General features: G+C 64.8%; 24 protein-coding genes. 10 read left to right on the top strand and 14 right to left on the bottom strand.

Translation table 11 applies throughout. The annotated features are described in order from the left end of the window. Positions 1-115 precede the first annotated feature (115 nt). From purE to AB1411_06160, 4 genes are all read left to right on the top strand, one after another. The gene (gene purE, locus AB1411_06175) at positions 116-700 is read left to right on the top strand and encodes a 5-(carboxyamino)imidazole ribonucleotide mutase (protein MEW6543182.1); all 585 of its coding nucleotides are present in this window, start codon (positions 116-118) and stop codon (positions 698-700) included. A gap of 15 nt (positions 701-715) precedes the next feature. Further along, entirely contained in the window at positions 716-1,867 is a 1,152-nt protein-coding gene (locus AB1411_06170) for a 5-(carboxyamino)imidazole ribonucleotide synthase (GenBank protein MEW6543181.1), read from the top strand. 104 nt (positions 1,868-1,971) lie between these two features. Further along, entirely contained in the window at positions 1,972-2,238 is a 267-nt protein-coding gene (locus tag AB1411_06165; GenBank protein MEW6543180.1) for a hypothetical protein, read from the top strand. Continuing rightward, positions 2,235-2,615: a type II toxin-antitoxin system VapC family toxin gene (locus tag AB1411_06160; protein MEW6543179.1), complete on the top strand. Its 381-nt coding sequence runs from the start codon at positions 2,235-2,237 to the stop codon at positions 2,613-2,615. Before AB1411_06165 ends, AB1411_06160 begins: the two co-directional genes overlap by 4 nt. Positions 2,616-2,660: 45 nt before the next feature. Here AB1411_06160 and AB1411_06155 read toward each other — a convergent pair whose 3' ends face one another. From AB1411_06155 to AB1411_06145, 3 genes are all read right to left on the bottom strand, one after another. After that, positions 2,661-3,395: a rhomboid family intramembrane serine protease gene (locus tag AB1411_06155; protein MEW6543178.1), complete on the bottom strand. Its 735-nt coding sequence runs from the start codon at positions 3,393-3,395 to the stop codon at positions 2,661-2,663. A 130-nt stretch (positions 3,396-3,525) separates the two neighbouring features. Next, positions 3,526-4,392 (bottom strand): phosphoesterase, encoded by an 867-nt coding sequence (locus AB1411_06150; GenBank protein ID MEW6543177.1) that lies wholly within the window; start codon positions 4,390-4,392, stop codon positions 3,526-3,528. A gap of 64 nt (positions 4,393-4,456) precedes the next feature. After that, a complete protein-coding gene (locus AB1411_06145; GenBank protein ID MEW6543176.1) occupies positions 4,457-5,566 on the bottom strand; it encodes an LOG family protein in 1,110 nt (369 codons plus the stop codon). Positions 5,567-5,754: 188 nt separating this feature from the next. Here AB1411_06145 and AB1411_06140 point away from each other — a divergent pair, with 188 nt between their 5' ends. From AB1411_06140 to AB1411_06125, 4 genes are all read left to right on the top strand, one after another. Continuing rightward, a complete protein-coding gene (locus tag AB1411_06140) occupies positions 5,755-7,197 on the top strand; it encodes a DUF692 family multinuclear iron-containing protein (GenBank protein ID MEW6543175.1) in 1,443 nt (480 codons plus the stop codon). 12 nt (positions 7,198-7,209) lie between these two features. Next, positions 7,210-8,391 (top strand): tRNA-dihydrouridine synthase, encoded by a 1,182-nt coding sequence (locus tag AB1411_06135; protein ID MEW6543174.1) that lies wholly within the window; start codon positions 7,210-7,212, stop codon positions 8,389-8,391. A 62-nt stretch (positions 8,392-8,453) separates the two neighbouring features. Next, positions 8,454-9,086, top strand: a complete 633-nt coding sequence (locus AB1411_06130) for a nucleoside triphosphate pyrophosphatase (GenBank protein MEW6543173.1) — start codon at positions 8,454-8,456, stop codon at positions 9,084-9,086. 154 nt (positions 9,087-9,240) lie between these two features. Beyond that, on the top strand, positions 9,241-9,921 hold the full coding sequence (locus AB1411_06125; protein ID MEW6543172.1) for a hypothetical protein: 681 nt from the start codon (positions 9,241-9,243) through the stop codon (positions 9,919-9,921). Positions 9,922-9,963: 42 nt separating this feature from the next. Here the strand turns inward: AB1411_06125 and AB1411_06120 are convergent, their stop codons facing one another. The 9 genes from AB1411_06120 to AB1411_06080 form a co-directional block, all read right to left on the bottom strand. Then, positions 9,964-11,535, bottom strand: coding sequence for a sigma 54-interacting transcriptional regulator (locus tag AB1411_06120; protein ID MEW6543171.1), 1,572 nt, complete (start codon positions 11,533-11,535; stop codon positions 9,964-9,966). A gap of 241 nt (positions 11,536-11,776) precedes the next feature. Next, positions 11,777-13,633 carry a M20/M25/M40 family metallo-hydrolase gene (locus tag AB1411_06115; GenBank protein ID MEW6543170.1) on the bottom strand — a complete coding sequence of 619 codons (1,857 nt, stop codon included), beginning with the start codon at positions 13,631-13,633 and terminating at the stop codon, positions 11,777-11,779. A 78-nt stretch (positions 13,634-13,711) separates the two neighbouring features. After that, positions 13,712-14,533 (bottom strand): adenylate/guanylate cyclase domain-containing protein, encoded by an 822-nt coding sequence (locus AB1411_06110; protein ID MEW6543169.1) that lies wholly within the window; start codon positions 14,531-14,533, stop codon positions 13,712-13,714. Positions 14,534-14,599: 66 nt separating this feature from the next. Further along, complete coding sequence (locus tag AB1411_06105) at positions 14,600-15,484, bottom strand: hypothetical protein (protein MEW6543168.1); 885 nt, start codon at positions 15,482-15,484, stop codon at positions 14,600-14,602. A gap of 48 nt (positions 15,485-15,532) precedes the next feature. Continuing rightward, complete coding sequence (locus AB1411_06100) at positions 15,533-17,845, bottom strand: pyridoxal-dependent decarboxylase (GenBank protein MEW6543167.1); 2,313 nt, start codon at positions 17,843-17,845, stop codon at positions 15,533-15,535. Beyond that, complete coding sequence (locus AB1411_06095; protein MEW6543166.1) at positions 17,842-19,140, bottom strand: hypothetical protein; 1,299 nt, start codon at positions 19,138-19,140, stop codon at positions 17,842-17,844. The genes AB1411_06100 and AB1411_06095 overlap by 4 nt, the downstream gene beginning before the upstream one ends. A gap of 658 nt (positions 19,141-19,798) precedes the next feature. After that, entirely contained in the window at positions 19,799-21,532 is a 1,734-nt protein-coding gene (locus tag AB1411_06090) for an ABC transporter ATP-binding protein (protein MEW6543165.1), read from the bottom strand. A 79-nt stretch (positions 21,533-21,611) separates the two neighbouring features. Then, on the bottom strand, positions 21,612-21,830 hold the full coding sequence (locus AB1411_06085; GenBank protein ID MEW6543164.1) for a hypothetical protein: 219 nt from the start codon (positions 21,828-21,830) through the stop codon (positions 21,612-21,614). Positions 21,831-21,860: 30 nt separating this feature from the next. After that, on the bottom strand, positions 21,861-21,956 hold the full coding sequence (locus AB1411_06080) for an AURKAIP1/COX24 domain-containing protein (protein MEW6543163.1): 96 nt from the start codon (positions 21,954-21,956) through the stop codon (positions 21,861-21,863). Between the two features lie 264 nt (positions 21,957-22,220). Here AB1411_06080 and AB1411_06075 point away from each other — a divergent pair, with 264 nt between their 5' ends. Beyond that, on the top strand, positions 22,221-22,712 hold the full coding sequence (locus tag AB1411_06075; protein MEW6543162.1) for a hypothetical protein: 492 nt from the start codon (positions 22,221-22,223) through the stop codon (positions 22,710-22,712). A 29-nt stretch (positions 22,713-22,741) separates the two neighbouring features. Continuing rightward, on the top strand, positions 22,742-24,370 hold the full coding sequence (nadB, locus tag AB1411_06070) for an L-aspartate oxidase (GenBank protein ID MEW6543161.1): 1,629 nt from the start codon (positions 22,742-22,744) through the stop codon (positions 24,368-24,370). Here nadB and AB1411_06065 read toward each other — a convergent pair. Together AB1411_06065 and AB1411_06060 are read right to left on the bottom strand one after the other, a co-directional pair. Next, positions 24,306-25,040, bottom strand: coding sequence for a lytic transglycosylase domain-containing protein (locus AB1411_06065; protein MEW6543160.1), 735 nt, complete (start codon positions 25,038-25,040; stop codon positions 24,306-24,308). The genes nadB and AB1411_06065 overlap by 65 nt on opposite strands. 121 nt (positions 25,041-25,161) lie before the next feature. Next, entirely contained in the window at positions 25,162-26,028 is an 867-nt protein-coding gene (locus AB1411_06060) for an aminotransferase class IV (protein ID MEW6543159.1), read from the bottom strand. Between the last annotated feature and the right edge of the window lie 13 nt (positions 26,029-26,041).

Genomic DNA, 26,041 nt, shown 5'->3' with positions numbered 1-26,041 from the left:
TTTCCCGGTGGGGGTCAAATCGCGTGGTTCGCGTTTTCGCCTTGACCCTTAGAGGGACGGAACGCTAAGGTGTCAGGGTCCGCGCAGCGGGATCGCGGTTCGGGAGGAGACGGGCATGGCTGGTCGGTCCGGAAAACGGGTGCCGCAGGAACCTGCGGACGGAGAGGGGCCGGAGGGCGCCCCCTTGGTGGGTGTCCTGGGAGGAAGCAAGAGCGATTTTCCGATCCTGGAACGGGCGGTGGCGATGCTGGCCGAACTCGGCGTGCCGAGCGAGCTGCTGGTGGTCTCGGCCCACCGGACGCCTGACCGACTCTTCGCCTACGCCGAGCAGGCCGCCGAGCGCGGCATCGAAGTTATCATCGCCGGGGCCGGCGGCTCGGCGCACCTGCCGGGCATGCTGGCGGCGAAGACCCATCTGCCGGTGATCGGGGTTCCGATCCCGACCGAGCACCTGGGAGGCCTCGATTCCCTCCTGTCCATCGTGCAGATGCCGCGCGGGATTCCGGTGGCCACCGTGGCGATCGGCGGAGCCGAGAACGCCGGGTTGCTGGCCGCCCAGATTCTGGCCGGACGCTATTCAGCCATCCGGGATCGGCTCACGGAGTTCCGCGCAGAGCAGAGCCGAGCGGTGATCGCCTCTTCCGCCGGATGGAACCCACCCGTCCCCGTCTCTCCGAAAAAGAAAAAGAAGCGGAAGTAGCTTCCGGAAAAGCCGATGGCAGAGCGGATGGAACCAGGCGCGACGATCGGAGTCCTGGGCGGGGGACAGTTGGGGGCCATGTTCGCGATGGCGGCCCGCCGCCTCGGCTACCGGCTGGCGGTCTGGGACCCGGACCAGGACGCCCCCGCGCTCAAGCTGGCGGATCTCCCGATCAGCGCCTCCTTTACCGACCCACGGGCCTTCGAGCAGTTCGCTCAGGCCGTCCGAGCGGCGACCTACGAGTGGGAAAACGTCCCGGCCGTCCTGTGCGAGGCGTTGGAGCGGCGCCTGCCGGTCAGGCCGGCCGGACGCATCCTCGAGATTATCCAGAACCGCGTCGCGCAGAAATCCTTCTTCTCCACCGGCGGGCTACCGGTGGCGCCGTTCCGCGAGGTGACCCTTGCGGCCGATTTGCCGGCCGCAGCGGGGGCGGTCGGTTTCCCCTGTCTCTGCAAGACCGCCACGTCCGGCTACGACGGCAAAGGCCAGTGGCGTTTGCTGCATGCTGCCGACCTCCGCGCTCTCCAGGAGCAGATCGGGACGCAACGGGGCCAGTGGGTCGTCGAGCCGTTCCTGGCCTTCGACAAGGAGCTCTCGGTCCTCGTGGTGCGGGGAGAGGACGGGGACCGGCGCCTCTATCCGGTCGTGGAGAACGTCCACGAGGCCGGCATCCTCCGGACGACCCGCGTGCCGGCCGAGATTGATCCGCGGACTGCCGAGCGTGCGGCCGTCCTGGCCGGCTCAGCCGTGGAGAAACTGGAGGGAGTCGGGGTCTTCTGCGTCGAGCTGTTCCTGATGCGGGACGGGCAGCTCTTTGTCAACGAAGTGGCTCCGCGGCCGCACAACTCCGGCCACTACACGCTGGACGCCTGCACCGTCTCCCAGTTCGAGCAGCAGGTGCGGGCGGTCTGCGGCCTCCCGCTCGGCGAAGCGCGGCTGCTCTGTCCCGCCGTCATGGTCAACCTGCTGGACGAGGATCTGCATCGCGCGACCGCCGGCGAGGGCCTGACCTCTCTGGCGGGCACGCCCGGGGCCAAGCTGCACGTGTACGGGAAGAAATCCGTCCGCCCCGGCCGCAAGATGGGCCACGTCACCTTCCTGGCCGAGAAGCCGGAGCAGGCCTGGCAGGCGGCAGCGCGCCTCCAGCGAATGCTGAACCATCCATAAGCCCGGCGTTCTCTCCTTCCCTCCTCCTGAGCGCACGGCTTTGACATCTCCTCTTCGCCGTGCCACCATTTAGGCAGCTATATAGGCTGATGGCGGAGGCTCCCATGGCGACGGTCACGAAACAGGCAAACTTCACCCTGCCCGAAGATCTCCTGGAGGAGTTGAAGCGGACGGTGCCCAAGGGAGAGCAGAGCAAGGTGGTCGGGGAGGCCTTGAGAAACGAACTCAAACGGATCAAGTTCAGAAAAGCCTTGCTCCGCAGCTTTGGGGCCTGGAAGGAAGAAAAGCATCCGGAGCTCGCCAAGGGGACCAGGCGATTTGTTCGTTCGCTGCGCCGTCCCTTTCGAGGCGCCCATAAATCTGGACGATGAGCAAGGTGATTCTGGGTACGGATGTCCTGATTGACCTTCTCCGAGGTCGGAGCGGCATGAGAGCGTTCCTTGACCAGCTCACGGAGGATGCCGTTCCGTGTTGCTCCGTCACTTCTGTCGCCGAAATCATGGCCGGGATGCGTCCTGAGGAGAGCGGGACGACCGCCAATCTCCTGGACGGCCTTGTGATCTGCGATGTCACGAGGCCGATTGCCGAATTGGCCGGTCGGTTCAAGGGGAGGGCGAAGGGGCGGCGGCTTGGGTTAGCGGACTGTTTGATTGCCGCGACGGCCGTGATGGAAGGAGCGTCCGTGGCCACGGGCAACGTGAGGGACTATCCCATGCCGGAGGTCACGGTGCTTGCAGCGCCGCGGTAACCGTCGCGTCCGCCCCGGCCGCAACAGGCCGCCTACTAATCCCCTCTACCAGTCGGAGTGCCAGCGGGACCAGTGGCGGCGGGGGGCGAAGAAGCGGACCTCCGGCCGCTTGAAGAGCCCGATCAGGGCCATCCCCGCCAGAAACCCGCCGATGTGGGCGAAGAAGGCGACCCCGCCTCCCTGCCGCCCCAGGCTCAACCCGCCGCTCAACAGTTGCAGCACGAACCAGAAGCCCAGGACGAACCCCGCCGGCACGTACATCACCCGGCTGAAAAAGCCCAGCGGAATCAGCACGAGCACCCGTGCGTGGGGGTAGAGCAACAGGTAGGCCCCGAGCACGCCCGAGATGGCCCCGCTCGCCCCCACCATCGGCACGGCCGAAGCGGGATCAATCAGCGCGTGGCTGAGGGCGGCGAGGACGCCGCAGGTCACGTAGAAGATCACGAACCGCCCGTGCCCCATCGCGTCTTCGATGTTGTTGCCGAAGATCCAGAGGTAGAGCATGTTTCCGATCAGGTGCATCCAGCCTCCGTGCAGGAACATGCTGGTCAGCAGGCTGGCGAAGACGGGGAGGGCGACGACGTCGGGCGGCAGGCCCTGCGACTCGGCCTCGTGCCCGAGCAGGACTGCGGGGATCGCGCCGTAGCGGAAGATGAAGGCCTCGGCCAATTCCTGCGGCAGCGAGGCTTCGTAGAAGAAGACCAGCGCGCAGGCGACGATGAGCGCGATCGTGACGACGGGAGTGATCTCGGTCGGGTTGTCGTCGTGCAGCGGGATCATAAAATTAGGTGAGAGGCGCGAGGCCAGAGGCTAGGGGGCGAGGCGCAGGCGACGCCGGGACGCGGAGATGCCGCGTCACCCCCTCGCCGCGTCTGCGCGTCGTTCACCTCTCGCCTCTTGCCCCTTGCCTCTAGCCAGTGGCTGTTTTGAGCGAATCGAGCGGGGAGGATCCGTCCGGCGGCAACGGCACCGAGAAGCCGGCCGCGTGGGTGTGGCCGCCTCCGCCGTGCGCCGACGCGATGGCGCCCACGTCGGCGCCTTCGGGGGCGGAGCGGAGGCTGAAGTAACGGCGTCCGTCGCGATCGTGCCAGATGATGCAGAACGGGCGCCCCTTCGCCAGCCGCTCCCCGATCTGGCTGGTCAGGACGGCGCTCTGCACGGCCGGCACGGTCTGGCCGTGGAAGGAGACCGTCACCGCCTCCGCTACGATCTTGTCCACCAGTTCGTTCTCGTAGCGGAGGATCGCCCGGCCCTCCGCCTCCAGGGTTTCCTGCCGCAGACCGTCCCACAGACGGAAGTCGTAGGGATAAGAGGCGAGGGCGGCGCTGATCTCGCGGCTGGCCGGCAGGGCCCATTCCCACAGGTCCTTGTCCTGGATGTACTTCAGCAGCCACGGCACCGGCTCCCGGTGCGCCCATTCCCAGGCGAGGACCGCGCCGGACTTCTTCTGGTCGAAATAGGCGTAGGGGAGACCGGCCAGGGCCTTCTGCGCGGTGATGTGATGGTCCAGCACGAGCAGGCTGGCCGCCTGCTTCGCCACGGTTTCGAGGAGGTCGCGCGGGTAGCTGAAGTCCACGATCACGACGTGCCGGCCGGCCAGGCCGTCCGGCGGGGGGAACCCGTGCTTGACCGCCAGATAGCGGGCCGAGGGAAATCGCTTCCAGATCGCCCAGGCGGCGCCGAAGCCGTCGGCGCACTCGGCGTGGTACAGCACGATGTCGGGAGCCTGGGCCGGGGGTCGGGACGGCTGGCGCTCGGATTGGGGCGACCGGCTCATAGATCAGGTCGTCAGCATATCACGACCGGAGGAGGAGGGCTAGACGCGTCGGGGAGGAGGCTGGTCAAGCCGCGTGCCTGGTGGACTTTGCCGGCTCGGCTCGCCGGGTCGGCTCGGGAGAGAGGGAGTTGAGGCGGTCAATGAGCGCCCGCAGCCGGCCGGCGCTCCGGCGGTTGTACTGGAAGACCAGGCGGGGTAGGAGATCCAGAGTCGGCTCGTCGGCTTCTTCGGGCAGCGGTCCCCGAAGCTCGAACGACCCGCCCGCCAGCAGGTCCGAGAAGTCCTCGTGGATCTGCCGGAGCTGAGACGCGGACAGCCGCTGTCTGATGCGCACGACCAGAAGCCCGTTGACGAACCGGATCGAATGGTAGTTCCGGTGAAAGCGCTCGAACTCCTCGACGGCGGACTCCGCCGACTCGCAAATCCGGAACAGGCCCAGGTCCTCTTCGCTGATGAGCCGGTCGGGGAGGAGCTGGTCGGTGATGAACGAGCGCCAGCGGTCCCAGTACCGGCTGCCGGGCGCCTGCAGGCAGACGATTGGCTTGGGCTGGCTCTTGCCGGTCTGGATCAACGTCAGGACCTCGAACCCCTCGTCCTGGGTGCCGAACCCGCCGGGGAACAGAGCGATGGCGTCGGACTCCTTCATGAACATCAGCTTGCGGGTGAAGAAATATTTGAACGTGATCAGCTTGGGGTCGTCCGCGATCACCGTGTTGGCCCCCTGCTCGAAGGGGAGGAGGATGTTGACCCCGAAGCTGTGCTCCTTGCCGGCTCCCTCGTGGCAGGCCTTCATGATCCCGTCCGCCCCGCCGGTGATGACCATGTAGCCCCGCTGGACCACCAGGCGGGCGAAGCGGACCGCCAACTGATAGTGGGGATCGTCGGGCGGCGTCCTGGCCGACCCGAACACGCTGACCTTGGACCGGTGACGGTAAGGCCGGAAGACCCGGAAGGCGTGGCGGAGCTCCTTCAGGCTCCGGTTGAGGATCTTGAGGTCCAGGGTGTCGAGCTGGGACTCCGTGACCTTCAGGACCCCCAGGAGCAGCTCTTTCAGCAGGACGGTGCGCAGGTCGCCGTCCGGCTGCTCGAGCAGAACCTGGACCTGCCGGAGGATTTCCTCGTTCGTCAACGGGAGCCGGCCTGGCTGGTTGCTGAGCGTCTCGTTCGTTCCCATGAAGTTCCTTATCAGGACTGGCCGACGGCTCCATCTTACCACCGGACGGCGGGCGGTCAAAGGAGAGGCCGATTGTGCTCCACAGGCTGGGCCGGCCGTCGCTTGTCAAACGGGGAACGGGCCAGTACACTAGCTTCGCTTCGCGCAGGCGAGGGGCAAGAGGCGAGAGGCGAGGTTCAGACACAGCCATGACGACTGTCGAGCGCGAGTTTCGCAACCGAGCAGCGCATATTCCATGGCACGGGCTCGGTCTGTCCGTGGACGTCTATTCCCCGGACCTGTTCGAGCTGGCGGAGACGCTGGCCGGTCGGGGGGCCGTTCCCGGCTACTGGGAGGTGTTCAGGGCGGCGCAACCGGCCCTGGCCGAGGTGCGGCGCCGGCTGCCCGACGCCCTGCTGGAATATCACGGGGAGGGGCTGTGGCTCACCCAGCCCGATTGGACGACCGCCTATCCGTTCAACGGCGAGCTGGATGAGGCGGCGGCCCACCTGCGCACCCTCGGCAGCCACTGGATGACGCACGAATGCGCCGCCAAGCAGATGGCCGGCCATACCTTTGGCACCTACTTGCCGCCCCTCTATACCGCCGTCGGCGCCGAGGTCGCGGCCGGGAATCTGGCCCTGACGCAGAGGCGGCTGGATCGTGACGGGGAGGCGGAGGCCGGCTTCGGCCCGCTCGTGCTGTTGGAAATGCCGCCGCTCACCTATTTCGGGCTCGGCGACCTGCCCATCCCGGAGTTTTTCCGGCTCGTGGCCGAACGGACCCCCTGCGGACTGGTCCTGGACATCGGGCATCTCTGGACCGTGTACCGGTACGCCGGTTGGTGGCGGCGGGAACCGCTGCCGGCCTTCGTCGCCGACTTCCTGGACGCTTTTCCGTTGGAGCGGGTCGTCCAAATTCACGTGGCCGGCCTTGCGGAGCATGTCACGGACGCGGCTGGCCCTTCCCAGGGTCCCCCGCGGTGGATTGATGCCCACGGCTCGCCCATCCCGGAGGTGCTCGAAGACCTGTTGGAGCAGATTCTGGCCCATCCCCGGCTCGTCAACCTCCGGGGGTTGGCTCTGGAGGTGGACACCAAGCCTATCTCCCGGATCGTGGTGGAGTTCGAGCGATTCCGCGAACGGTTCGGCCGGGCGCTGGAACGGTGGAGGTCGGTACCCGAGAACGTCCTGTTATCGGATGGTCGCGACGGGCGGGAGGTCGAGCTCAATCCCGTTGATTCTACGACGGCAGCCCGGCTGCTGAACCGGTATGGGGACTATGCCCGGTTCGTCACGGGACATCCGTCGGGCGAATTGCCGTCGTTGGAGGCCGATCCCGACATGATGGAGCTCTATCGCCGGACCTACCTGCCGTACGAGATTCTCCATTGGGGCGGGGAACTCCGCGACATGTTCCCGGCGACCTGCCTGGCTTTGGAGGAGGCGGGCGTGCCCTTGGGCTCGTTCGTCGCCTTCTGGTTCCGCGAGCCGCGCCCTTGCGGGGAGCCTTATGACTTCTTCTTGCGGAAGCTCGACCGGTTCACGGCTTTTGTCCGAGAAGTCCTGCCGCAGGCAGCTCCGCTCGTGCAGCAGGAAGCGGATGGTCTGCGGAGCGGCTATCGAGCCGCCTGTGAGCGTGTGAGCGCGTAGAGGATCAATTCCATGAGCTTCTGGCAACGGCTGCCACGCCCGATCATCGGCCTTTCGCCCATGGACGGGGTCACCGACGCCGCCTTCCGCCTGATCGTCGCGAGACAGGGGGCGCCCGATGTGACCTTCACCGAGTTTACGAGCGTTGGGGACATCTGCCGGGGGCCGGCCTTTCTCCTGTCCCCGCTCCTCTACGACGAGGAGGAGCGGCCCGTCGTGGCGCAGCTGTACGGCAAGGACCCCGACCTGTTCTATCAGGCGGCCCACGTGGTCTGCGAGTTGGGCTTCGACGGGCTGGACGTCAACATGGGCTGTCCGTCCCGGAGCGTCGCCTCCTCCGGCTCCGGCGCCGGCCTGATCCGGACCCCGGCACTGGCCCAGGCCATCCTGCGGGCCACCCGCCGGGGCATCGAGGACTGGGCGGGGGGACAGAGCCTAGAGGCAGCCGGGCTGAAGCCGGGGCGGGCGGAGGCGGTCCGCTCCATGAACCGGCAGCGGGACGGCCGTGCCCCGTCGCCCCGCCGGGCCATTCCCCTGTCGGTCAAGACGCGCATCGGGTACGACGAGGTGATAGTCGAGGACTGGATCATCCGTCTGCTCGAGGAGGAGCCGGCCGCCATCTCCGTCCATGGGCGCACGCTCCAGCAGATGTATCGGGGCGAGGCCGACTGGGGCGCGATCGCCCGCGCCGCTGCGCTGGCGCGGGGGACTCGAACGCTCCTGCTGGGGAACGGCGATCTCCAGTCCATGGCGGACGTGGTCCGCCGCGTGGTCGAGACGGGAGTGGACGGGGTGCTGGTCGGGCGCGGGGCGCTCGGGAGTCCCTGGCTCTTCCGGAACAAGGAGGCGGTTCGCTCGATTCTTGCCGGTGGAGACGTGATGGCGGCCGGCCGGACCGATTCCCTGGAGCCGGCGGTCGAGTTGGCCGAGCGCTTCCGGGTCATGCTGGACCATGCCCGCCAGTTCGAGGCCCTGTTCGGCAGGGAGCGGTTTCCGCACCTGCGCAAGCACCTGGGCTGGTACTGCAAGGGCTTTCACCTGGCGGCCCTCATGCGGGCCAGGATGGTGCGAGCCTGCAGCAGCGCCGACGTCGAGCGGCTGGTGGCCGAGTATCTGACCGGAACCCTGGAAAGCGTCACGGAGAACGATGAGCGCGAAACGATGAACGTCTGCGGTCTTGGGACCCGAAACTGAGGCCGTGGCCATTCCTCACGAAGTCGTTCAGCGTTCTGCGTCCACCATTCCGCACTGAGCTCATGCGCCTTCTCCTGGCCTCGACCTCTCCGCGCCGCAAAGACCTGCTCGCCCTGCTCCAGGTGCCCTTCGAAATCGTCGAGCCCGTCTTTGAAGAACGGGTGCGCCAGGATGTGAGCCCCGAGGAGCAGGCCTGCCTGATCGCGGACGGCAAGGCCCGCTCCTGCGCGGAACGATTCCCGGACCGGTTGGTCCTCGGGAGCGACACGCTGATCGCGGTCGGCCGGACGATACTGGGCAAGCCGGCGGACCGAGCGGGAGCGGACCGGATGCTGCGGCAGCTTCGCGGGCGGGAGCATCTCATCCACACGGCGGTCGCGCTCCGGGGGGAGGCCGCCCGCATCCGCGAGTGGGGCGTGGAGACGGTGCGGGTCTGGATGAAGGACTTCACCGACGGGGAGCTGGACGAATACCTCCGGACCGGCGAGAGCCTGGGGAAGGCCGGGGCCTATTCCATTCAGGGAGCCGGGGGGCGCCTGATCGCCTGTATCGAGGGAGATTTCACGGCGGCGGTTGGGTTGCCGCTCAAGCTGGTGGCCGGTCTGCTCACGAAGCACGGGATGCCCGTGCCGGTGGACGTGGCGCAGCTCTACCGTGCCAAGCCCTACCCGAACTGGGCGGTCTTTCAACGATGAATGCTGAGTGCTGAACGATGAATGATGAATGGAGGAAGAGTCGCCCGCATATCTTCCATTCATCGTTCCGCGTTCATCGTTCTGCGTTGCATTGGTTCGGCGGTTTCCTTACAATGGCGCCCGGTTAGCGCCGCATTCATTCAGGGAGGCCATTATGGTGGCAGGATTCATGGCGAACGCGCAGTCATCCCGAATCGGCGTCGGGCTCGGCACCGTCATCGGCACGTGGGCGGTCGCCCTGCTGGTCGCCGGACCGGCCGAAGCCATCGACGTCAAGCTCACGATGGAAGAGGCCAAGAAAGCCTTGGCGTCCGGTCGCGAGCCCATGGAAAAGGCCAACACGCCGGAGGAAGTGAAGCAGGTTCTCCAGCACGCCTCCCTGAGCAGCAGCGTCGGCGCCGATCCGGAGAAGGACCCCTGCGGCGCGCGCGCCGTGCTCAGGACGAAACGCTACTGGCTGGAATCCTTCGGCCGCAAGGAGGCGACCGAGTCCAAGAAGCAGAAGCAGGAAGTCCGGATGCCCGATGACAAGATCCAGAAGTATCTGGACATGCCGAACCTGGAAATGGAAGTGCAGCTCTGCGGAGACGATGAGTATTTCGCGGAAGGCGTGCAGATCGCGCTGCAGCAGGGCTCGAAGACGATCAAACCCGTGGATGTGAGCCCGGCCGACCGGGGCCGCAAGAACGAGGGCCAGGGGCCGGCCTACCGGTCCCGCTTCACGGCCCGTTTCGCCTATGAGAGCTTCGACCCCAACGCCAAGACGAAGTTCGTGATTTTCTTTCCCGACGGCAAGATGAGCGAGTTCGAGGCGGACCTCTCCAAAGTGAAATAACCTGTTCCTGCACGGCGTTCAAGGAATTGCCGAACGGCTTGTTTATTCCACCCTCAATTCCTTGCGAAGCCGGGCGAGATGCGTGGGGTTGAGTCCAAGAAGGGCAGCCGCCTTGGTTTTTTTGCCTCCAGCCTTCTCGATAGCGCGCTGAATGAGGATGCGTTTGTAAGCCTTCACCGCGTCGTGGAACGGAAGGTCCATGAGTGCGGCGGGCTCTGACTCAGTCCCGCAGGGTTCGATCGCCAGGTCTCTTGCCCTGAGGACCGGTTCCGAAGCGAGGACCACTGCCCGCTCGATCGCATTTTCGAGCTCACGGACGTTTCCCGGCCATTCATAGTGTTGCAGCCGCTCGAGCGCCTCGGGGTCGAAGGACAACGTGCGATTGAGTTCTTGGCCGTATCGTTTGAGAAAGAACTCTGCGAGTGCCGGAATGTCTTCCTTCCGATCCCGCAAAGGCGGGAGCTTAATCACGACGACGTTGAGACGGTAAAAGAGGTCTTTTCGAAACCGCCCGCTCGCCACTGCTTTCCGCAGATCCTGATTGGTGGCGGCGATGATCCGTAGATCAATCCGGATCGTCACCGTCCCTCCGACTCGCTCGAATTCGTGCTCTTGCAGCACGCGCAGCAGCTTGGCCTGCAATTCCGGCTTCATGTCTCCGATCTCGTCCAGAAACACGGTCCCGCAGTGTGCAAGCTCGAACAGTCCCTTCTTTTGCTGAAGCGCGCCCGTGAAGGCCCCCTTCTCGTGTCCGAAGAGCTCGCTTTCCAGCAACTGGTCTGAAAGTGCGGCACAATTGATGGCTCGGAATGGTTTGGAAGCCCGCGCGCTCCAGGCGTGTATCGAGCGTGCGAGAATCTCCTTTCCGGTCCCGCTCTCGCCGAGAAGCAGCACCGTCGAATCTGATCCTGCCGCCTTTCGGGCTGTCTGCACCGCCTCCTGCATGAGCGGACTCTTGCCGATCAAGGTTCGATGGCGCGTCTGCACTTCTTCCTGCCAGTAAGCCTTCTCGTCTCGGATGGTCGTGATGAGCTGAACGTTTCTGAGCGCGATCGAGGCTTGGGCCGTAAATATGCAGACGAGATCCAGGTCCTGCCGATCAAATCCGTTCGCCTTGTGAGAATTCAGGACCTCGACCACCCCGAGCACGCGCTCCCGATCCACCAGCGGGGCGGCGAGCACGGATCTGGTCTGGAACCCGGTCATCGTGTCAATCTTGCTGTAAAACCGGGCATCGGCTTGAACGTCGTTCACGAGAAGGGGGCGGCGCTCTTTAACGACCCATCCGGCGATGCCCTGCCCGGGCTGCAGGCGAACCTCCTTGAGCTGGTCGACCTCCGGGCCGAACGGCATATAGAACGTGAGCTCATTGGTCAGTGGGTCGATCAGCAGAAGACTGCAGCCGTCCGCGTCCACCAACTGGTTAAGCGTGTCCAGGATGAGGCGGAGTAGCTGCGGGAGATCGGTCGACGAGGTGAGGAGTTGGCTGATCTCCAACAGAGCACTCAGGTGTTCGCGGGAAGCAGTGGGAGGGATTCGCAGAGGCTGAACGGGTCCGGGCGTGCCGCAGGAGGAGGTCGCTCGTTTCGGCGGATCGGCATTCAACCCGGCCATGGCCTGCCCTCCTTGTGTGGACAACTCGGGAGCCGGCGCAAACGGCGGGCAGATTCTAGCAAGGGTGCTCGATGAAGGCAAGCTTTCGGCCGTCAGGGAGGTGTCCGTTCGCATCGTGGGGGATCGCTCTCCGGGGACGGAACCTTTCGGGTCCGTCGTCTCCGCCGCTCCGCGTCCGTCGGAACGGCGGCAGGGCTTCCGCACGTCTTGAGCCAGGACCCTCGAGGGCGGGCCTGAACTCTCACGGCTGGGCGGTTAACCACGCTGCGGCTGCCACTGCCCGCGCCACTTCCGCGGCATATTCGGGCGCGATGATTTGATCGGTTTTCTTATGATAGTGCGGGTTGGGCTGCGGATTGGGCGCGGCGGAGTCTGGTCCCACGAAGAAATCCTCCGACACGCACACCGCGGCGTATCCGCGCTGTTGAAAGCTGGAGTGGTCGCTTCGGCCGGAAGCCGGATCGTTCCGGTCGTATATCTGAGGTTTCGCGAGATTTGGCGCCACCTGCGCAATGATCCGTTCCATCCGCTCGGCGAGGATGCGCGAGCGCTGCACCGTATCAGGCAACGAATCGTATCCGAGGTGGATTTCGAAAGGATGCGGTGCCCGGCTTCCTGCAAGGCGATGGCCCACCATGTCCATCTGGAACACGGCGACGACCGGCGCTTGCTGCGAAGCGAGCGCGCGGGCATAGTGGTTGCTGCCCACCAACCCCACTTCTTCGGCGTTGAATAGGACGAGCCGGACAGTCCGCCTCGGCTTGGTCCCTTGCGCCAACCGGGCAAGGACCGAGGCGGCGGCCAGCACGGCCGCGATGCCGCTGGCGTCGTCATCGGCGCCGGGGGCCGGATCCTTGTCCGGCCGATAGGTCCCGTCGCCCTTGGCGGTTGAATCCAGGTGCGCCGTAATCAAGACGAGTTCCTGGGTTCTCCCGCGAAACTCCGCCTCGACGTTCTTGATCCGGCCGCCTTCGATTCTGTGGGTGCGCAAGACGAATTGGCCCCCTCCCAAGAGGCGCAGATCTTCGAGGATGGTTGTGACTGCCAGTCCGTTGTCCGGATGCTGCACGTGCCGGCTGCGAATCCTCCGGCTGCCGTCGATCGGCGTCGCTCCGCTGTAGCGGTCGACGAGGCGCTGAATCAACGCCCCGTCGATCTTGGCAAGCGCATCAATTTCATGCCGCGTGAGCGCACGGTCGGCCGCGCCGGCATCGGCTGTCCAGTTGAGGGCGCGAAAACCGGGCTGGCGGGAAAAAGGTCGGAGCAGCGAAGGGTCCGGCAGCAGTTTGACCGTATGGCCGTGCCGGGCTTCCCTGAAATGGAGCTCTTCGATGTTCCGCGTACCAGGCAGGATGACGAACAGGCCTTCCTGGGTCGAGCTGACCACATCCGGCCGGTCAGGACGGCTTTCCAGGAGCGTCTCTGATTGTCCCTCAGGAGAAAGAAATCCGGTGCGCGTCTGGCGATCGTCGCGCAGGAGGTACAGATCGCCGGTATCCGGAGCACCCACCGGGCCCAGGCGATCGACATGGAACCCTTGGTTGTCCAGCGAGGCTGCGGTTTCCAACGAAGCCATGACATAGATGTCGCGGCCGTCAGGCCCGGCCACGTGGAGGGGCGCCAGCGGACGAGTTCGCTGTTGGAGCGTCCGCCGCCAGACCGGCTGATTCTGATGAGAGGGGACATGGATGCGGAGGAATTGGATCTTTCGTTCCTCCAGCGCTTCGAGGGCCAGAGAAACAGCGGGAGCGACCCTCCACCCGGCGGCCAGGGCGAACGTCCGCTCTCGTGCCTCCTCACCGACGAAGAGGCAGCGAGAAGGAGTGGCTTTCAAACCGGCCCGTTGGGCCGCCAGCTTGAAAATCTTCGGGCTGTCTTTCTCCATTCGGACTTCGGAGCTGTATAGTCTCAACTTCGGCTCGAAGTGCGTCAGAATGCCGGCGTTCCGCAGCATGGCGTCGATCGTGGCGGCCGGCTCCTGACCCGTGTTCGAGATGACGCCCAGGCGGCATCCTTTCCTGCGGAGGGTCTTGAGAATCTCCCGAACGTCGGGGAACAAGATGAGACGACGGCTTGGCGAGGAACCGGGTTCCGTCATCACGGCGCCTAACGTGTCGCCGATGTCGAAGAAGACAGCCTGCTTTTTCATGGCCGGCATCCCGGTTCGTCCGAGGCGTCAGTTCGTCGCTGCTCGCATCACGCGGACGGCGACGGGTTCCTGTCTGCCTTCCAGCTTGAGCTGGCGGGACTCGAGATGCTGCAGCGGCTGCCCGGAAGCCGTACAGGCGGCTTCGGTAATGAGCGCCTCGCCGGGCTGCGCCGCTTTGGCCAAAAGTTGAGTGATATGGACGTTCTGGCCCATGACCCCCACATCCATGACACCGGCCTCACTGTCCCCGCCAACCGTGCCGATGCAGAAGATGCCGGTGTGCACCCCCACTTTGAGGGCCACCGGAGAGCCATCGGGGGCCGGCGGGAGCTGCATGCGCAGCAAGTGCTCAGCGGCCTGCACGGCCTTGCGGGCATAGTCCGGCCCCGAGAACCCGGGCGGGAAGACGCCGTCCACCTCATCGCCCTTCAGCTGGATGAAGAACCCATCGATCTCGGAGAGCACGTTGGTGGCCGGCCTGTAGAAGTTGTTCAGCACTTCGCCGAACTGGCTGGGTGTCATTCTGCTGGCCAACTCCTTTGATCCGACCAAATCCACGATCACCATCGACATCGGCACTTCCGCACGGCCGGGGTAGGTCCGGATGAAGGTGTCGCACGCGCTGCAATAGTTCGGGTTGCGGTTTGCCGGCCCCTTGCCTCGCAAGCGCATGTAGACGCCACCGATTCCACGAAACGGCGCGAAACACATTCGGCACCGTGGAGGCGAAGGGAGCCAACTATGCTGGCGCTGAAAGGACTTCAACTTCGGGTGGCCCTCGGCAAACATCAGACGCCAGAGCTCGGTATTGTCTTTTTCTTGTTCGCTTGGCTTTGCGGCTGTGGCCATGGCGCTCCTCCTCGTGCCCCTTCTCCAGACCGTCAATGGGACTGCCGCACCATCGCTCGGATTCCCTCACCGACCCGCGGAGTCCGGGCAAGGGTTCACCTGGTTCGCGACCTTGGTGCTGAACCAATAAGTCGGCCCGATCAAGATCGGGCGCTTCTCCCCGATTGCCCGGTAGCGCACGTTCTGGGTGCTGCCCTTCGGCAGAGGATTCGAGCAGCCGACCCATGCGGTCGGAGGTTTGTCCGGAATCCGTTGAACATTGGGGAGATCCACGAGGATTCCGGCTTCCAGTTGTGCGGGAGGGATCCAGTCGGGTTTCTTGCTCAGACTCAAGATGTGATCGAAGTCCGGCTGGTTGGTCTGGTAGTTGGTCATATGCGCTTCGTCGCTGGCGCCGAAAACGATGTAGGTCAGCGACCGAGGATAGTCCATGTTGTCGGAGAAGAGCCGGTAATAGACGAAGCGTTCGATCGTGACGCGAACGTTCTTGATAAACGGGGTCACGCCTTCCCAAGGCCAACTGTCGTATCTGTCTTTTACCGGAGGGATGCCCCGGAACACGTTACCGGTGAAGGCAACGCGCATCCGGCTGGCAGCCTGCGGGAGGGTAAACAAGTCGTCACCGGCGTTGCCGAGGAAATATGTCTGGTCAGGATCGTTTAGACGAGCCTCGCGATACTTGCTCATCGCCCATTCCGGAAGCTTCGTTTCCAGAACGACCTGATACTGGTGTTCTTCGAATCCTCTCGCCTGATACATCGTGAGGTGGCACAAGAAAAGCGTGTTGGTCCCGAGCATCACAAACGCGTGCTGGTGGGGTTCGTTGCCGATCCCCTTGTCCTTCGGAGCTTGAGGCCCGCTCCCATGCCCTGGGGCGTGGCCGCCTTGCTCATGTCCTCCGTAGGGTTCTGTGCCCCGCTTGCCGCCATAAGACGCTTTCTGCGGTGTCATGGGTTGGCTCCTTTCTTTGTCAACGTCACGGCATGCTGCTGCTCGCCGTTATTTCGGCTGCGCCGCCTCCGGTAGCACCTTCGACAACCCTTGATAGACGGCTTCCCGAAGGGCGTCCTCGACAACCGCCAGGAAGTCTCCCTCAGGCGTGTCCGGAGTCCTGGGAATGTCGGTGGTCCAGGGGTCCATGGTCGTTGAGATCAGAAAAATGATCTCGCCGTTCGTCGGCTTGACCCCTGCGCGCCTGCAGTACTCGTCCATGAACGGCTGGCCATAGTCCTTGACGGTGAACGCGGAGTTGGTGAGAATCAGCTTCTTGGAATTAAGGTCGGCGACCGGGGCGGTGATGCTGCAGATCTTGAAAATCTCGTTGTTGAGATCGTTCATTTTCGCGGCATCGGCGTTGAGACTATCCGGGTCTCCTGGCTTGGTGTAGTAGTTGAACGAATAGGCGAGGATCAGTTGGTCGGGACCAAGCTCCTTGAAGAGTTTCCTCGCTTTCTTGCTTCTCTTTAAGAAGGCCAACAGTTCCGCGTTGCTACGATGGACGAAGTGTTTGCGGATGTACCTCCTCTCTTCTTCGACGGCCCGCTTGCCGCGCCCCTTTCGCTCGGAGGGCAGCTTGTTCAGGAGCACGATCTTGAAGCGGGGGTCGGTCATCGTCGCGAGGCGGCAATACAGACGCGTGCAGGTCCACATGCACTGCCCCAGAATCCGTCCGTAGCCGCCCTGCGTCGGGCGGATGACCCGATGGGCCAGCCAGACGGCGGCCGCGGCGGCGCCCGGTTTGGACCCTTCGATCCCGTAAATGCCCACGGTCGGTTCGCTCTCGCTGTGAAAGACCACGGGCGCTTTGAGGGAAATGAGATCACGCATCCTGGAGTTGCGGTAGCAGAGGGCACCGGCTGGATAGGGCACGTAGCCGGCTTTGTGCGGATCGACAGTGATGGAATCGGCCAGCCCTAGAGATTTGTATTGTTCCAGGGCGTGGTCGTTCATCGGAAAATCCGGGATCACCTCCCGGAAGGAGCACAGGTCGGCGTGAAACGGCGCGCAATGCTGTCCCGGAGGCGGTTCGCCTGTGGCGAGTGAGACTCGGTCCGGCTTCGGCTTGGCGATGGGGCGACCGACGAACTCGTCCTTGCGGAGCATGGAGGCAAAGTAGCCGCCCCAGGCGGCATCGCAATGGACGGCAAAGTAAAGCTCCGTGCCCCTCGTCCGGTAGCGTTTCCGCAGGCCAAGGATCTTCGCCAGCGGATCGACCGCGCTTTCTCCCGTACTTCCGATGACGGCGACGACCGCGATGACCGGCACGCACCGGTCTCGGCAATCGTCGAGCCGCTGCCGGAGCTGTTCCATGTCCATGCGAGCGTCGTTATCCACGGGGACGGACTTCATGCAGTTTTGCCCGAGACCTAGCAGCGTCGCGCCCTTGGGCCAGGAGTAGTGCTTCGTGGACGGCACGAAGACCACTGGCGGTTCGATATCTGCCCTGCTCAGGAAGCGGTGATGGAATTCGGCCATCCCGATGTTCTGGACCGTGTCCTTGTTGATGGCTTTGGTGAGCTCCCCGAGAGGTTTCCCGCACAGTTCCGCGATCCGATAGGGCAACGCGACCACCTCGTCCATCTCCAGGTTGAGCAGGGTCCAGGCATCCAGATCCCGCAATCGTTCGGACTTGCCACTGAGACAGCGCACCATCATATCTTTCGCGGGAGTGAGCGGGGATCTCTTCTCCTGCAGCGCCGCGCAGACGGCCAGCGGAAAGAACTTGATGTTGCGTGCGGCCCAGAGGGCCTCGATGTTGGCCACCGATCCGCAAGAGGTGATATGGCCCCACGGGAGGATGCCGTTCTTCGGGACGTAGCCGAGCATCCGGCACAGGTCGTTGCCGACCTCGATTTCGAGCAGGGTTGTAATCGGAGAGGCCTCGGCGGCCACGTTGTTCTGGTTGTACAGCATGGCGGCAAAGTAACCGATGATGGCCGGAAGCGCCTGATCCCACAACATGTGGCTCTGATACCGCATGCTGAAGAAGGGAGCGGACAATTGCAGCTTTTCGATCAGTTGTCTGGCATAGCCTTTCAGGGTTCTGACCGCATATTTGTACTCTGGGGATTCCTTCTCCGCTTCGCTGATGCCGTCCGGGTCCTCCGGATGAAAATTCCGCCGGTACCGACAATGCTCGCGAACGGCGTCCACGATCAACTCCAGCAGCAGCTCTTCGTTCTCCGCCTTGGGACCCAAGAACCATCCTTCGGGAGCGCCGTAGGCGGCTCCCTCAAGACGTAGGGGCGGTCCGAGGTACTTGTCGAGACGCCGCAGATACTGCCTTTCAGATTCTTCGCGAAGGTTGCTCATGCGCGCCGCCTCCCCCGCCGGTGGCGGGACTTCGTTGTGTCGGTCGTGCAGTGGCCTAGCTCGCCATTCAGGGTCCGGATCCGGTGTGGGGGAGAATCTTTAGGAAGCCTGATCTCGCGCCACTGGAAACAGGATCTGATCGTCTCCTGGTGCTGGCCGCCCATATGACGGTCCACGCTCAGCAGCTTCCGCCCCAGTGCGCTGTACGTAAAAAAGTACGGAGACATCCCGGTCCACGTGCGAGCGAGCAATGTGCCCAGATAATCCCGTGCTTCCAGGAGCGCCTGCTGGAAGCCCGCTTTGTTGCCCGCGTAGGCTTCGTTGAATTCCGCCTGAATGGCCGGATCGTCCTCATCGTCGTCGGGGCCGTGGTTGGATCGGTCGGCGAGTTTTTGAGTAATCAGGCCTCTTTTGACCAGTTCCTTCTGGAAGACTTCCACAAAGACATCGAAGAGCGCCCCGGTCAACGGTTTGGAAAGCTCGTGCTCCTCCTCGGGAACCGTGGACATCCTTTCGTCGTTGAACGCCTTGCGGACTTCCTTGCTCGCCGAGACGTCGCCGATCCGGTTGAGCACGTTGGGAGTGAAGAGGTTGCCTCTCGAGCTGTCCAGCAGGTGAGACACCACTCTGTCGGAGTGCAGTGCGGCCACAATGGCGACCAGATCGCCCGCCGCTTCATGGTGCCCCCAGTATTCCGTCGTTTGAGCTGGTTGGGGAGGAGTTGGGATTTCCGCAAAAATGAGGCTGTGCCCAAGCTCGTGAGCGAGCGCGTCGAAGTTTTCGCAGTGTGGCTTGGAATGATCGGGAACGCCCGGCCTGAGTCTGTCGTAACCGAATTCAAGAAACCCGTATCCTGAATGGGCATTGTCCCATTCGATCAACGGCACGAGTTCGAGACGCTCGAAGTCAAGGTTGAAGTGCCATTCGATCGTCCGGCCGAAATAATCTTCCCAGATGTCGAGCACGCGCCTCACCGTCGCGTACATCGTTGCCACCAGGAAATCGCGTGATTCCACGTCGAAATGATCAAAGTGGCCGTCAGCCCCGGGCTTCAGCAAGGGCCGGACGGGGCCCGAATAGGGATCAACGCGGCCATGCCTCTGGTCGTATGGGCGCTTATTGATCGCGTCGAGCACATAGAACCGGTCGTCGGCTGGGCCGGGCTTGATCGCCTGCGGGGCGGGCGAGACATAGATCGTTTCCGGTTTTTTGAATGCCTGGAGAAACCGCGATTGCGGAAAGATTCTAAACCTGGTGCCGGTGCTCGTGAGTTTGGCGTCCAGTGTTAACGACACGGGAAGGCCTCCTTCCTTAGGCGGGATAGGCTGGGGATGCTGTCCCGCCGAAACTGCTGTGAACGCGACGCCGTCCCCTCGCTGCGTGAGCAAAGGACTTTGTTATCCGCTTCCCCCGCAGTCGGCCGTTACCGGCAGTTGTTCAGGTGCGCGCAGATCGCACCGGTCCGATTCGCCCCAGAGCGCACGCGTGACTCGGCATTGTCGGGTGCCGGAACTGAACAGCCCCAGGAATGTGATCAGAACGGAAATGCGAGATGAGGCAGTACGGAGGCCCGAAGGAGCTGAACAGCCTGGAAACAGGGAGGAAACGACCGATGGGCCACTCGTGAGCAGCCATGTCGCCCTCTTTAGTAGTAAGAGGTCGGCCAAAGCGACTGCGTAGGGGAGAACCTTAGAGCATTCTATACAGAGACCGACGAATGTCAATATCCTCACGACTAAGCAATAAAGCATAGAGCAAGGCCAATGCCATGGAATCTTGAGGTGGGTGGTGGAAAGACCGATTCAGCGGAACAGGTTGGTTTTGCTGGGAGTCCAGCGACCGTTCGAAGCCGGTCCCTGGATCGAGAGGATCGGAGGCGTCGCGGCTAACTGCTGAAATGGATAAAGGGCCTATCTAATCTACATAGGCAGAGGAGCGCGCCCGTGCCTTCGCTCAATCGGCGGTCAACTCGGATAAGCGTAGCGTATAGAGGTAATGATAGAGCCCGTCCCGCGCCATCAACGAGGCGTGGGTGCCCTCCTCCACGATCCGCCCCTTGTTCAGCACCAGGATCCGATCGGCCCGCTGAATCGTCGTCAGCCGGTGGGCGATCACGAAGGTCGTCCGGCCGGCCATCAGGCGATCCAGGGCTTCCTGCACCAGCCGCTCGGATTCCGCGTCCAGGGCGGAGGTGGCTTCGTCGAGGATCAAGATCCGGGGGTTCTTGAGCACCGCCCGGGCGATGGCGAGCCGCTGACGCTGCCCCCCCGAGAGGTTCACGCCCTTTTCTCCCACCACCGTCTGGTATCCGTCCGGCATCGCACTGACGAACTCGTGCGCGTTGGCGGCCCGGCTGGCCGCGAACACCTCGTCCTCGGCGGCGGTCTCGCGCCCGTAGCGGATGTTGTCGAGGATCGTGCCGCCGAACAGGATCGTCTCCTGGGGCACCAGCGCGATCTGGCGGTAAAGGCTCTCCAGGCGCACCCGGCGGAGGTCGAGCCCGTCGATCGTGATCGTCCCCTCGGTCGGGTCGTAGAACCGGTGCAGCAGGTTCACGAGCGTGGTCTTGCCGGAGCCGGTCGGCCCGACGATCGCGACCATCTCGCCCGGTCTGGCCTCGAAGGAGACGTCCGAGAGGACCGGCTGTCTGGGATCGTAGGCGAAGCTCACCTGCCGGGCCTGCACGTGGCCGCTGATCGGCGGCAGCTCCACCGCGTCCGGCTGGTCGCGCACGTCCGGCTCCGTGTCGAGGATCTCGAAGACCCGCTGCATGGCGCCCTGGGCTTCCTTGATCTGGGCGAAGACCCGCGCGGCCGAGCCGAACGGGCCGATCAGGATGCCGGCGAACAGGACGAAGGCGAACAGGTCTCCCGGCGTCACGGCCCCCTCGATCACCTGCCGGCCTCCGTACCAGAGGACGGCCGCGGCCGCGGCGAAGGTGAGCAGGGTGATGACAGGCACGAACACCGCCAGTACGGCGGCCCGTCGCAGGGCGATCGCCAGGGCGGCCTGGACTTGGCCGGCGAACCGCTGCGCCTCCCGGCCGGTCTGGACGAAGGACTTGACGACCCGGATGCCCGACAGCACCTCCTCGGCGAGCGTGGCGATCGAGGCGGTCTGATCCTGGATGGACCGGGAGAGGCTCTTCAGCTTCCGGCCGAAGCCGCGCGCGACGAGGACGAGGACGGGCAGCAGCAGCAGAATCAGGAGGCAGAGCCGCCAGTTCATGACGAACAGGAAGGCGACGCCGCCGACGAACGTGACGAGCTGCTTGGCCGAGTCGATCGGCGTCTCGGTCACGGTGGCCTGGATGACGCCGACGTCGTTCATCAGGCGGGACAGCAGCTCGCCGGTGCGGCGCTTGGCGAAAAAGCTGAGCGAGAGCCTCTGCAGGTGGGTGAAGACGTGGGTGCGGAAGCGAGCCATGATGCGCTGCGACACCCAGGCGGTGAGGTAGCCGTGGCCGACCGAGAGCAGGCCCTGGAGGATCACGAGGCCGAGGAAGAGCCCGATCGCGCGGGTCATGCCGGCCAGGTCGCGCTGGACGGTGATGAGGTCCCAGAGGAAGCCGGCCAGGCGCAGCAGCGCGAGGTTGACGGCCGCCACGCCGGCGACCAGCAGGGCCGCCGCCGCCATCTGGGGCAGGTACGGCCTCAGGAACGGATAGAAGCGGGAGTAGTAGGACACGAGCCCGAGTTGTTAGTTTTGAGTGTGTAGTTTTGAGTTCAACTCAGAATTCAGAACTCACAACTCAAAACCACCTCGGCTAGACCTGGGTGATCGACTCGATGAGGTTCTTGTTCAGGGAAACGAAGTCGGCCCGCTCTTTGTCGTTGATGACCACGTCGGTCAGGTTGATGAACAGCCGCTGCTCCTCGTTGAGCACGTCCGAGACGCGGTTCCGCATGGCGGGGATGAAAAAATCCCCGACGTAGGTGCCGTTGACGGTCCGGACTCGGACGCGGGCTTTTCTCGCTTCTGGCACGGTGCCCTCCGGGCTCCCGAGGAGCCGCCCTTACTGCCGGCGGCGCAGGAACTTCTGCTTCCGGCGCAGTTTCTTGTGCTTGTGCTTGCGCATCTTTTTTCTGCGCTTCTTGAGCACGCTGGACATGCGTAGTCTCCTTGAGTCAGGCAGTGTATCGGGTTCGACCGTCAAAAGCAACAAATGGGCGAGGGTGTGGTAGCACAAGCGCGCGAAGCCTGTCAAGAAAACAGGTGCGAGGCGTGAGGCACGGGGCTCGCGGCGAGGAGCGTGAGGCACGGACGAGAGAACAGCCCGATTCAACGTCGTCTTTACACCCCGTGCTCTCGCCCAGAGCCCCGTGCCTGGCTGTGCCCGCTTGACGCTCCTCGGCGCCTGTTCCTATACTGGCGCATGCGCCGCTTCGTCTTCCGCCTTCTGCCTTCCGTCTTCTGCCTTTTGCTGTTGGCCCTGGGCTGTGCCACCAAGGAGCCCCGGTATCCGGCCGACCACGCGCGGTTCGAGCGGATCGACGTGGCCGTCGAGAACCTGCGCAAGGCCTACGCGGAGCGGGATCTCTCGGCCTTCCAGACGCTTCTCTTGCCGTCCGATCAGATCGATCGGATGGAGTTGGACGTCGAGAAGGACTTCGACGCGTTCGCGGAGATCACGCTCGACCTCTCGATCGAACGGATTTTCATCGAAGGGGAGACGATCGACGTGTACGTGCACTGGCAGGGGCTCTGGAAGCGCGACGCCGCGGACACCGGCCAGCGGGAGCGGGGCCACGGGATGCTCCGCCTGCAAGGCGTCCACTCGATCCTGCTCCAGGGCTTCGAGGGTGACGTGCCCTTCGGCATGTTCCGCCGGGCTCCCGCCGAGCCGCCCAAGGGCGGACCTTCCTGATGCGGGACGGCCGGACCCTCCCGCGACGCTTGCGCCTGCCTGAAGCTGATTTCCTGGTCATCGGGAGCGGGGTCGCCGGGTTGCGCGCGGCCATCGAGCTCAGCCGGCACGGTCGCGTCCTCATCCTGACCAAGGGCCATCCCCTGGAGAGCAGCTCCATCTACGCCCAGGGCGGGGTGGCGGTCGCATTGAGCGAGGAGGACGACGTCACCATCCATTTTGCGGACACGATCAAGGCCGGGCACGGGCTGTGCCGGCGCGAGGCCGTCCGGACCCTGGTGGAAGAAGGACCGGACCGCATCCAGGAGCTGATCGCTTGGGGGGCCCAGTTCGACAAGATCGGGGGCAAGTTCGCGTTCGCGCGCGAAGCCGCTCACAGCCGCAGCCGGATCCTCCGCGCGCGCGGCGACGCGACGGGCAACGAGATGGTCCGGGTGCTGATGGCGCAGGCCCGCCGCTGCAAGCGGATTCGGTGGCTCGAGCGGCACTTCACGGTGGACTTGGTCGTGGTCGAGGGCCGGTGCCGGGGTGCCGTGGTGCTCGATGAGGCGGCCGGCGTCCGGTTCGTCCTGCCGGCCCTGGCCGTGCTGCTGGCGACTGGCGGAGCCGGGCAGGTCTACGCCAGGACGACGAATCCGCCCAGCGCCACGGGCGACGGCCTGGCGATGGCGTTCCGGGCCGGAGCCGTGCTGGAGGACATGGAGTTCGTCCAATTCCATCCGACGGCCCTCTATCTGCCGTCGAGTCCGCCGTTCCTGCTGTCCGAGGCGATCCGCGGGGAAGGCGGCCGGCTGCGGAACATCAAAGGGGAGCTGTTCATGCGCCGGTACCATCCGGCCGGGGCGCTGGCGCCGCGGGACATCGTGGCCCGGGCCATCTGGTCCGAGATGGCGGCCACCCGCTCCCGGCACGTCTATCTGGACGTCACCCACCTGGACGCGGAGTTCATCAAGCGGCGCTTCCCGACGATCTACTCCACCTGCCTCCGCTACGACATCGACATCACGGAAGAGTGGATTCCGGTCTCACCCAGCGCGCACTACCTGATGGGCGGGGTCAAGACCGACACCGACGGAGCCACCAGCCTGCCCGGTCTGTTCGCGGCCGGCGAGGTGGCCTGCAGCGGGGTGCACGGAGCCAACCGGCTGGCCAGCAATTCGCTCCTCGAAGGGCTGGTGTTCGGGGCGCGGGCCGCCGTGGCCGCGTCGGCCTTTGCCCATCGGGCCGGCCGGCTTCCCGCCCGCGTGCCGTCCCTGTCGGAATTGGACGGCGGTCCGCTGGAAATCCTGAAGGAGGCCGACAAGCTCCGGAGCTCGCTGCGTCGGGTGATGTGGGGCAAGGTGGGAATCGTCCGGACCCGCGAGTCTCTGGTCAGCGCGACCGCACAGCTGTCGCGCTGGGCGCGGCTGGTGGACCGGCCGTTTGGCTCACGCCTCGACCTGGAGGTCAAGAATCTCGTGCAGGTGGCCCATTGCATTGCGGAGGCGGCGCTCTGGCGGGAGAACAGCGTCGGCGCGCACTATCGGGCGGATTTTCCGGACAGCCGCCGTCCCGGGTGGAATCAGCACAGCCGGCTGGAGCCGGCGGAACTGGTCAGCGGGTCGGATCGGCGGCGAACGCCAGCGGCGTCGAGCCGGGCCGCCGCGGGGAAACGGTGAGGGAGCTCAGCAGGGCCATGGGGCCGGCCTCGTCGCGGCGGAAGTCCCGGTAGAGGCGGAGCACCTTGCTCACGTAGTCCCGCGTCTCCTGGATGGGCGGGAGCGCCCGGTGCCGTTCGACCCGGTTCTCGCCCGCGTTGTAGGCGGCCAGGGCGAGCGGGAGGTTGCCGTTGAACCGGTCCACCAGGTAGCGCAGGTGGCGGACGCCGCCGCTGATGTTCTGCTCCGGGTCGTAGGGATTGCGGACGTTCAGGGCCAGCGCGGTGTCGGGCATGAGTTGCATGAGGCCCATGGCCCCGGCCCGCGACACGACGGACGGGTCGAAGTCGGACTCGGCCTTGATGACGGCCCGGACCAGGGCCGGGTCGAGACGGTGGAGCCGGGCCTGCCGCGCGATCGCGCCCTCCCACCGGTTCGGCGAAAGCGGACGGCGGACGAAGCCGAGGCGAGGCAGCATCGCGTCCTTGCGGATCCGCTTGTACCGCGCGTCGGTCGGAACGTTGGTGAAGTGGATCGTCCCGTTCGCATCCACGTAACGGTAGAGGTCTCCCGCCCGGGCCGACGAGGGAACTCCGATCAGGCAGGGGGCCAGGACGGCCAGGGAGGCCGCCGTCAGCCCGGCCCTTCGCGCGATCCGTTTGAGCCTTCCATCCGGCATGGCCACGACCATAGCACTGCCCCTCCGGCCTGTCCAGAAAATCGCTCCATCTCCCCATCGGCTTGGCATGGCGAAGACTTGAGCGCGCGGGCGGGGCGCAGATGGCCGGCCGCTGACGGCGGGACGTTCCGGTCTAAGCGGGGCTGAGAAAGCGCGAAACGTTGGCGCGGAACAGGGAGCGGAGGCCGAGGGTCAGCGGGCCCGGCTTGCCCGATCCGACCGGATGCCGGTTGATCGCCCGGACCGGCATGATCTCCATCGAGGTATTGGTCAGGAAACATTCCTGCGCCCGGCCGAGGGCCTCGGCCGGGTACCGGCCTTCTTCCGTCGGCATCCCGTTCTCGCGGGCCAGCAGCAGGACCACTTCCCTGGTGATTCCGTCCAGGATGCCGCAGTCCCCGGCGGGGGTGCAGAGCCGGCCGTCCCGAACGAAGAACAGGTTGCTGGTCGTACATTCCGCCAGGTGGCCCTCGACGTTCAGCATCAAGGCGTCGAAGGCCCCGGACCGCGTCGCCTCCCGCTTGGCCAGGATGTTGTTCAGGAAGTTCAGGGACTTGATCTGGGGCGGCAGGGCCGCGGCCGGGTTCCGGCGGACCGACGCGATGGCCAGCTCGACGCCCTCTTCGTAGAAGCGGGCCGGGTAAGTCGGCAGGGGTTTGGCGATGACGACCACCGTCGGATGGGGACAGAGCGCCGGGTCCAGGCCGATCTCCCCTTCGCCGCGCGAGACGGTGATGCGGACGTGCGCGTCTTGCAGGCCGTTGCGACGGATCGCCTCGTTCAAAATCGTCGGCCAGTCCCGCTCGCCGATGGGGATCGTCAGCCCGATCGCGCGGGCCGAGCGGAACAGCCTGGCCAGGTGCTGATCGAGCCTGAACAACCGGCCGTCGTAGGAGCGGAGGGTCTCGTAGACTCCGTCCCCGTACAGGAACCCGTGGTCGAAGACCGAGATCACGGCCGCCTTCCGGTCCACGAACCGATCGTTCAGGTACACCCACATAGCTTGAGACCGT

The organism is Nitrospirota bacterium (genome assembly GCA_040757595.1).
Lineage (GTDB): Bacteria > Nitrospirota > Nitrospiria > Nitrospirales > Nitrospiraceae > JBFLWP01.
Note: the sequence above shows the minus strand (reverse complement) of the source record. Positions and strands in the feature narration are given on the sequence as shown.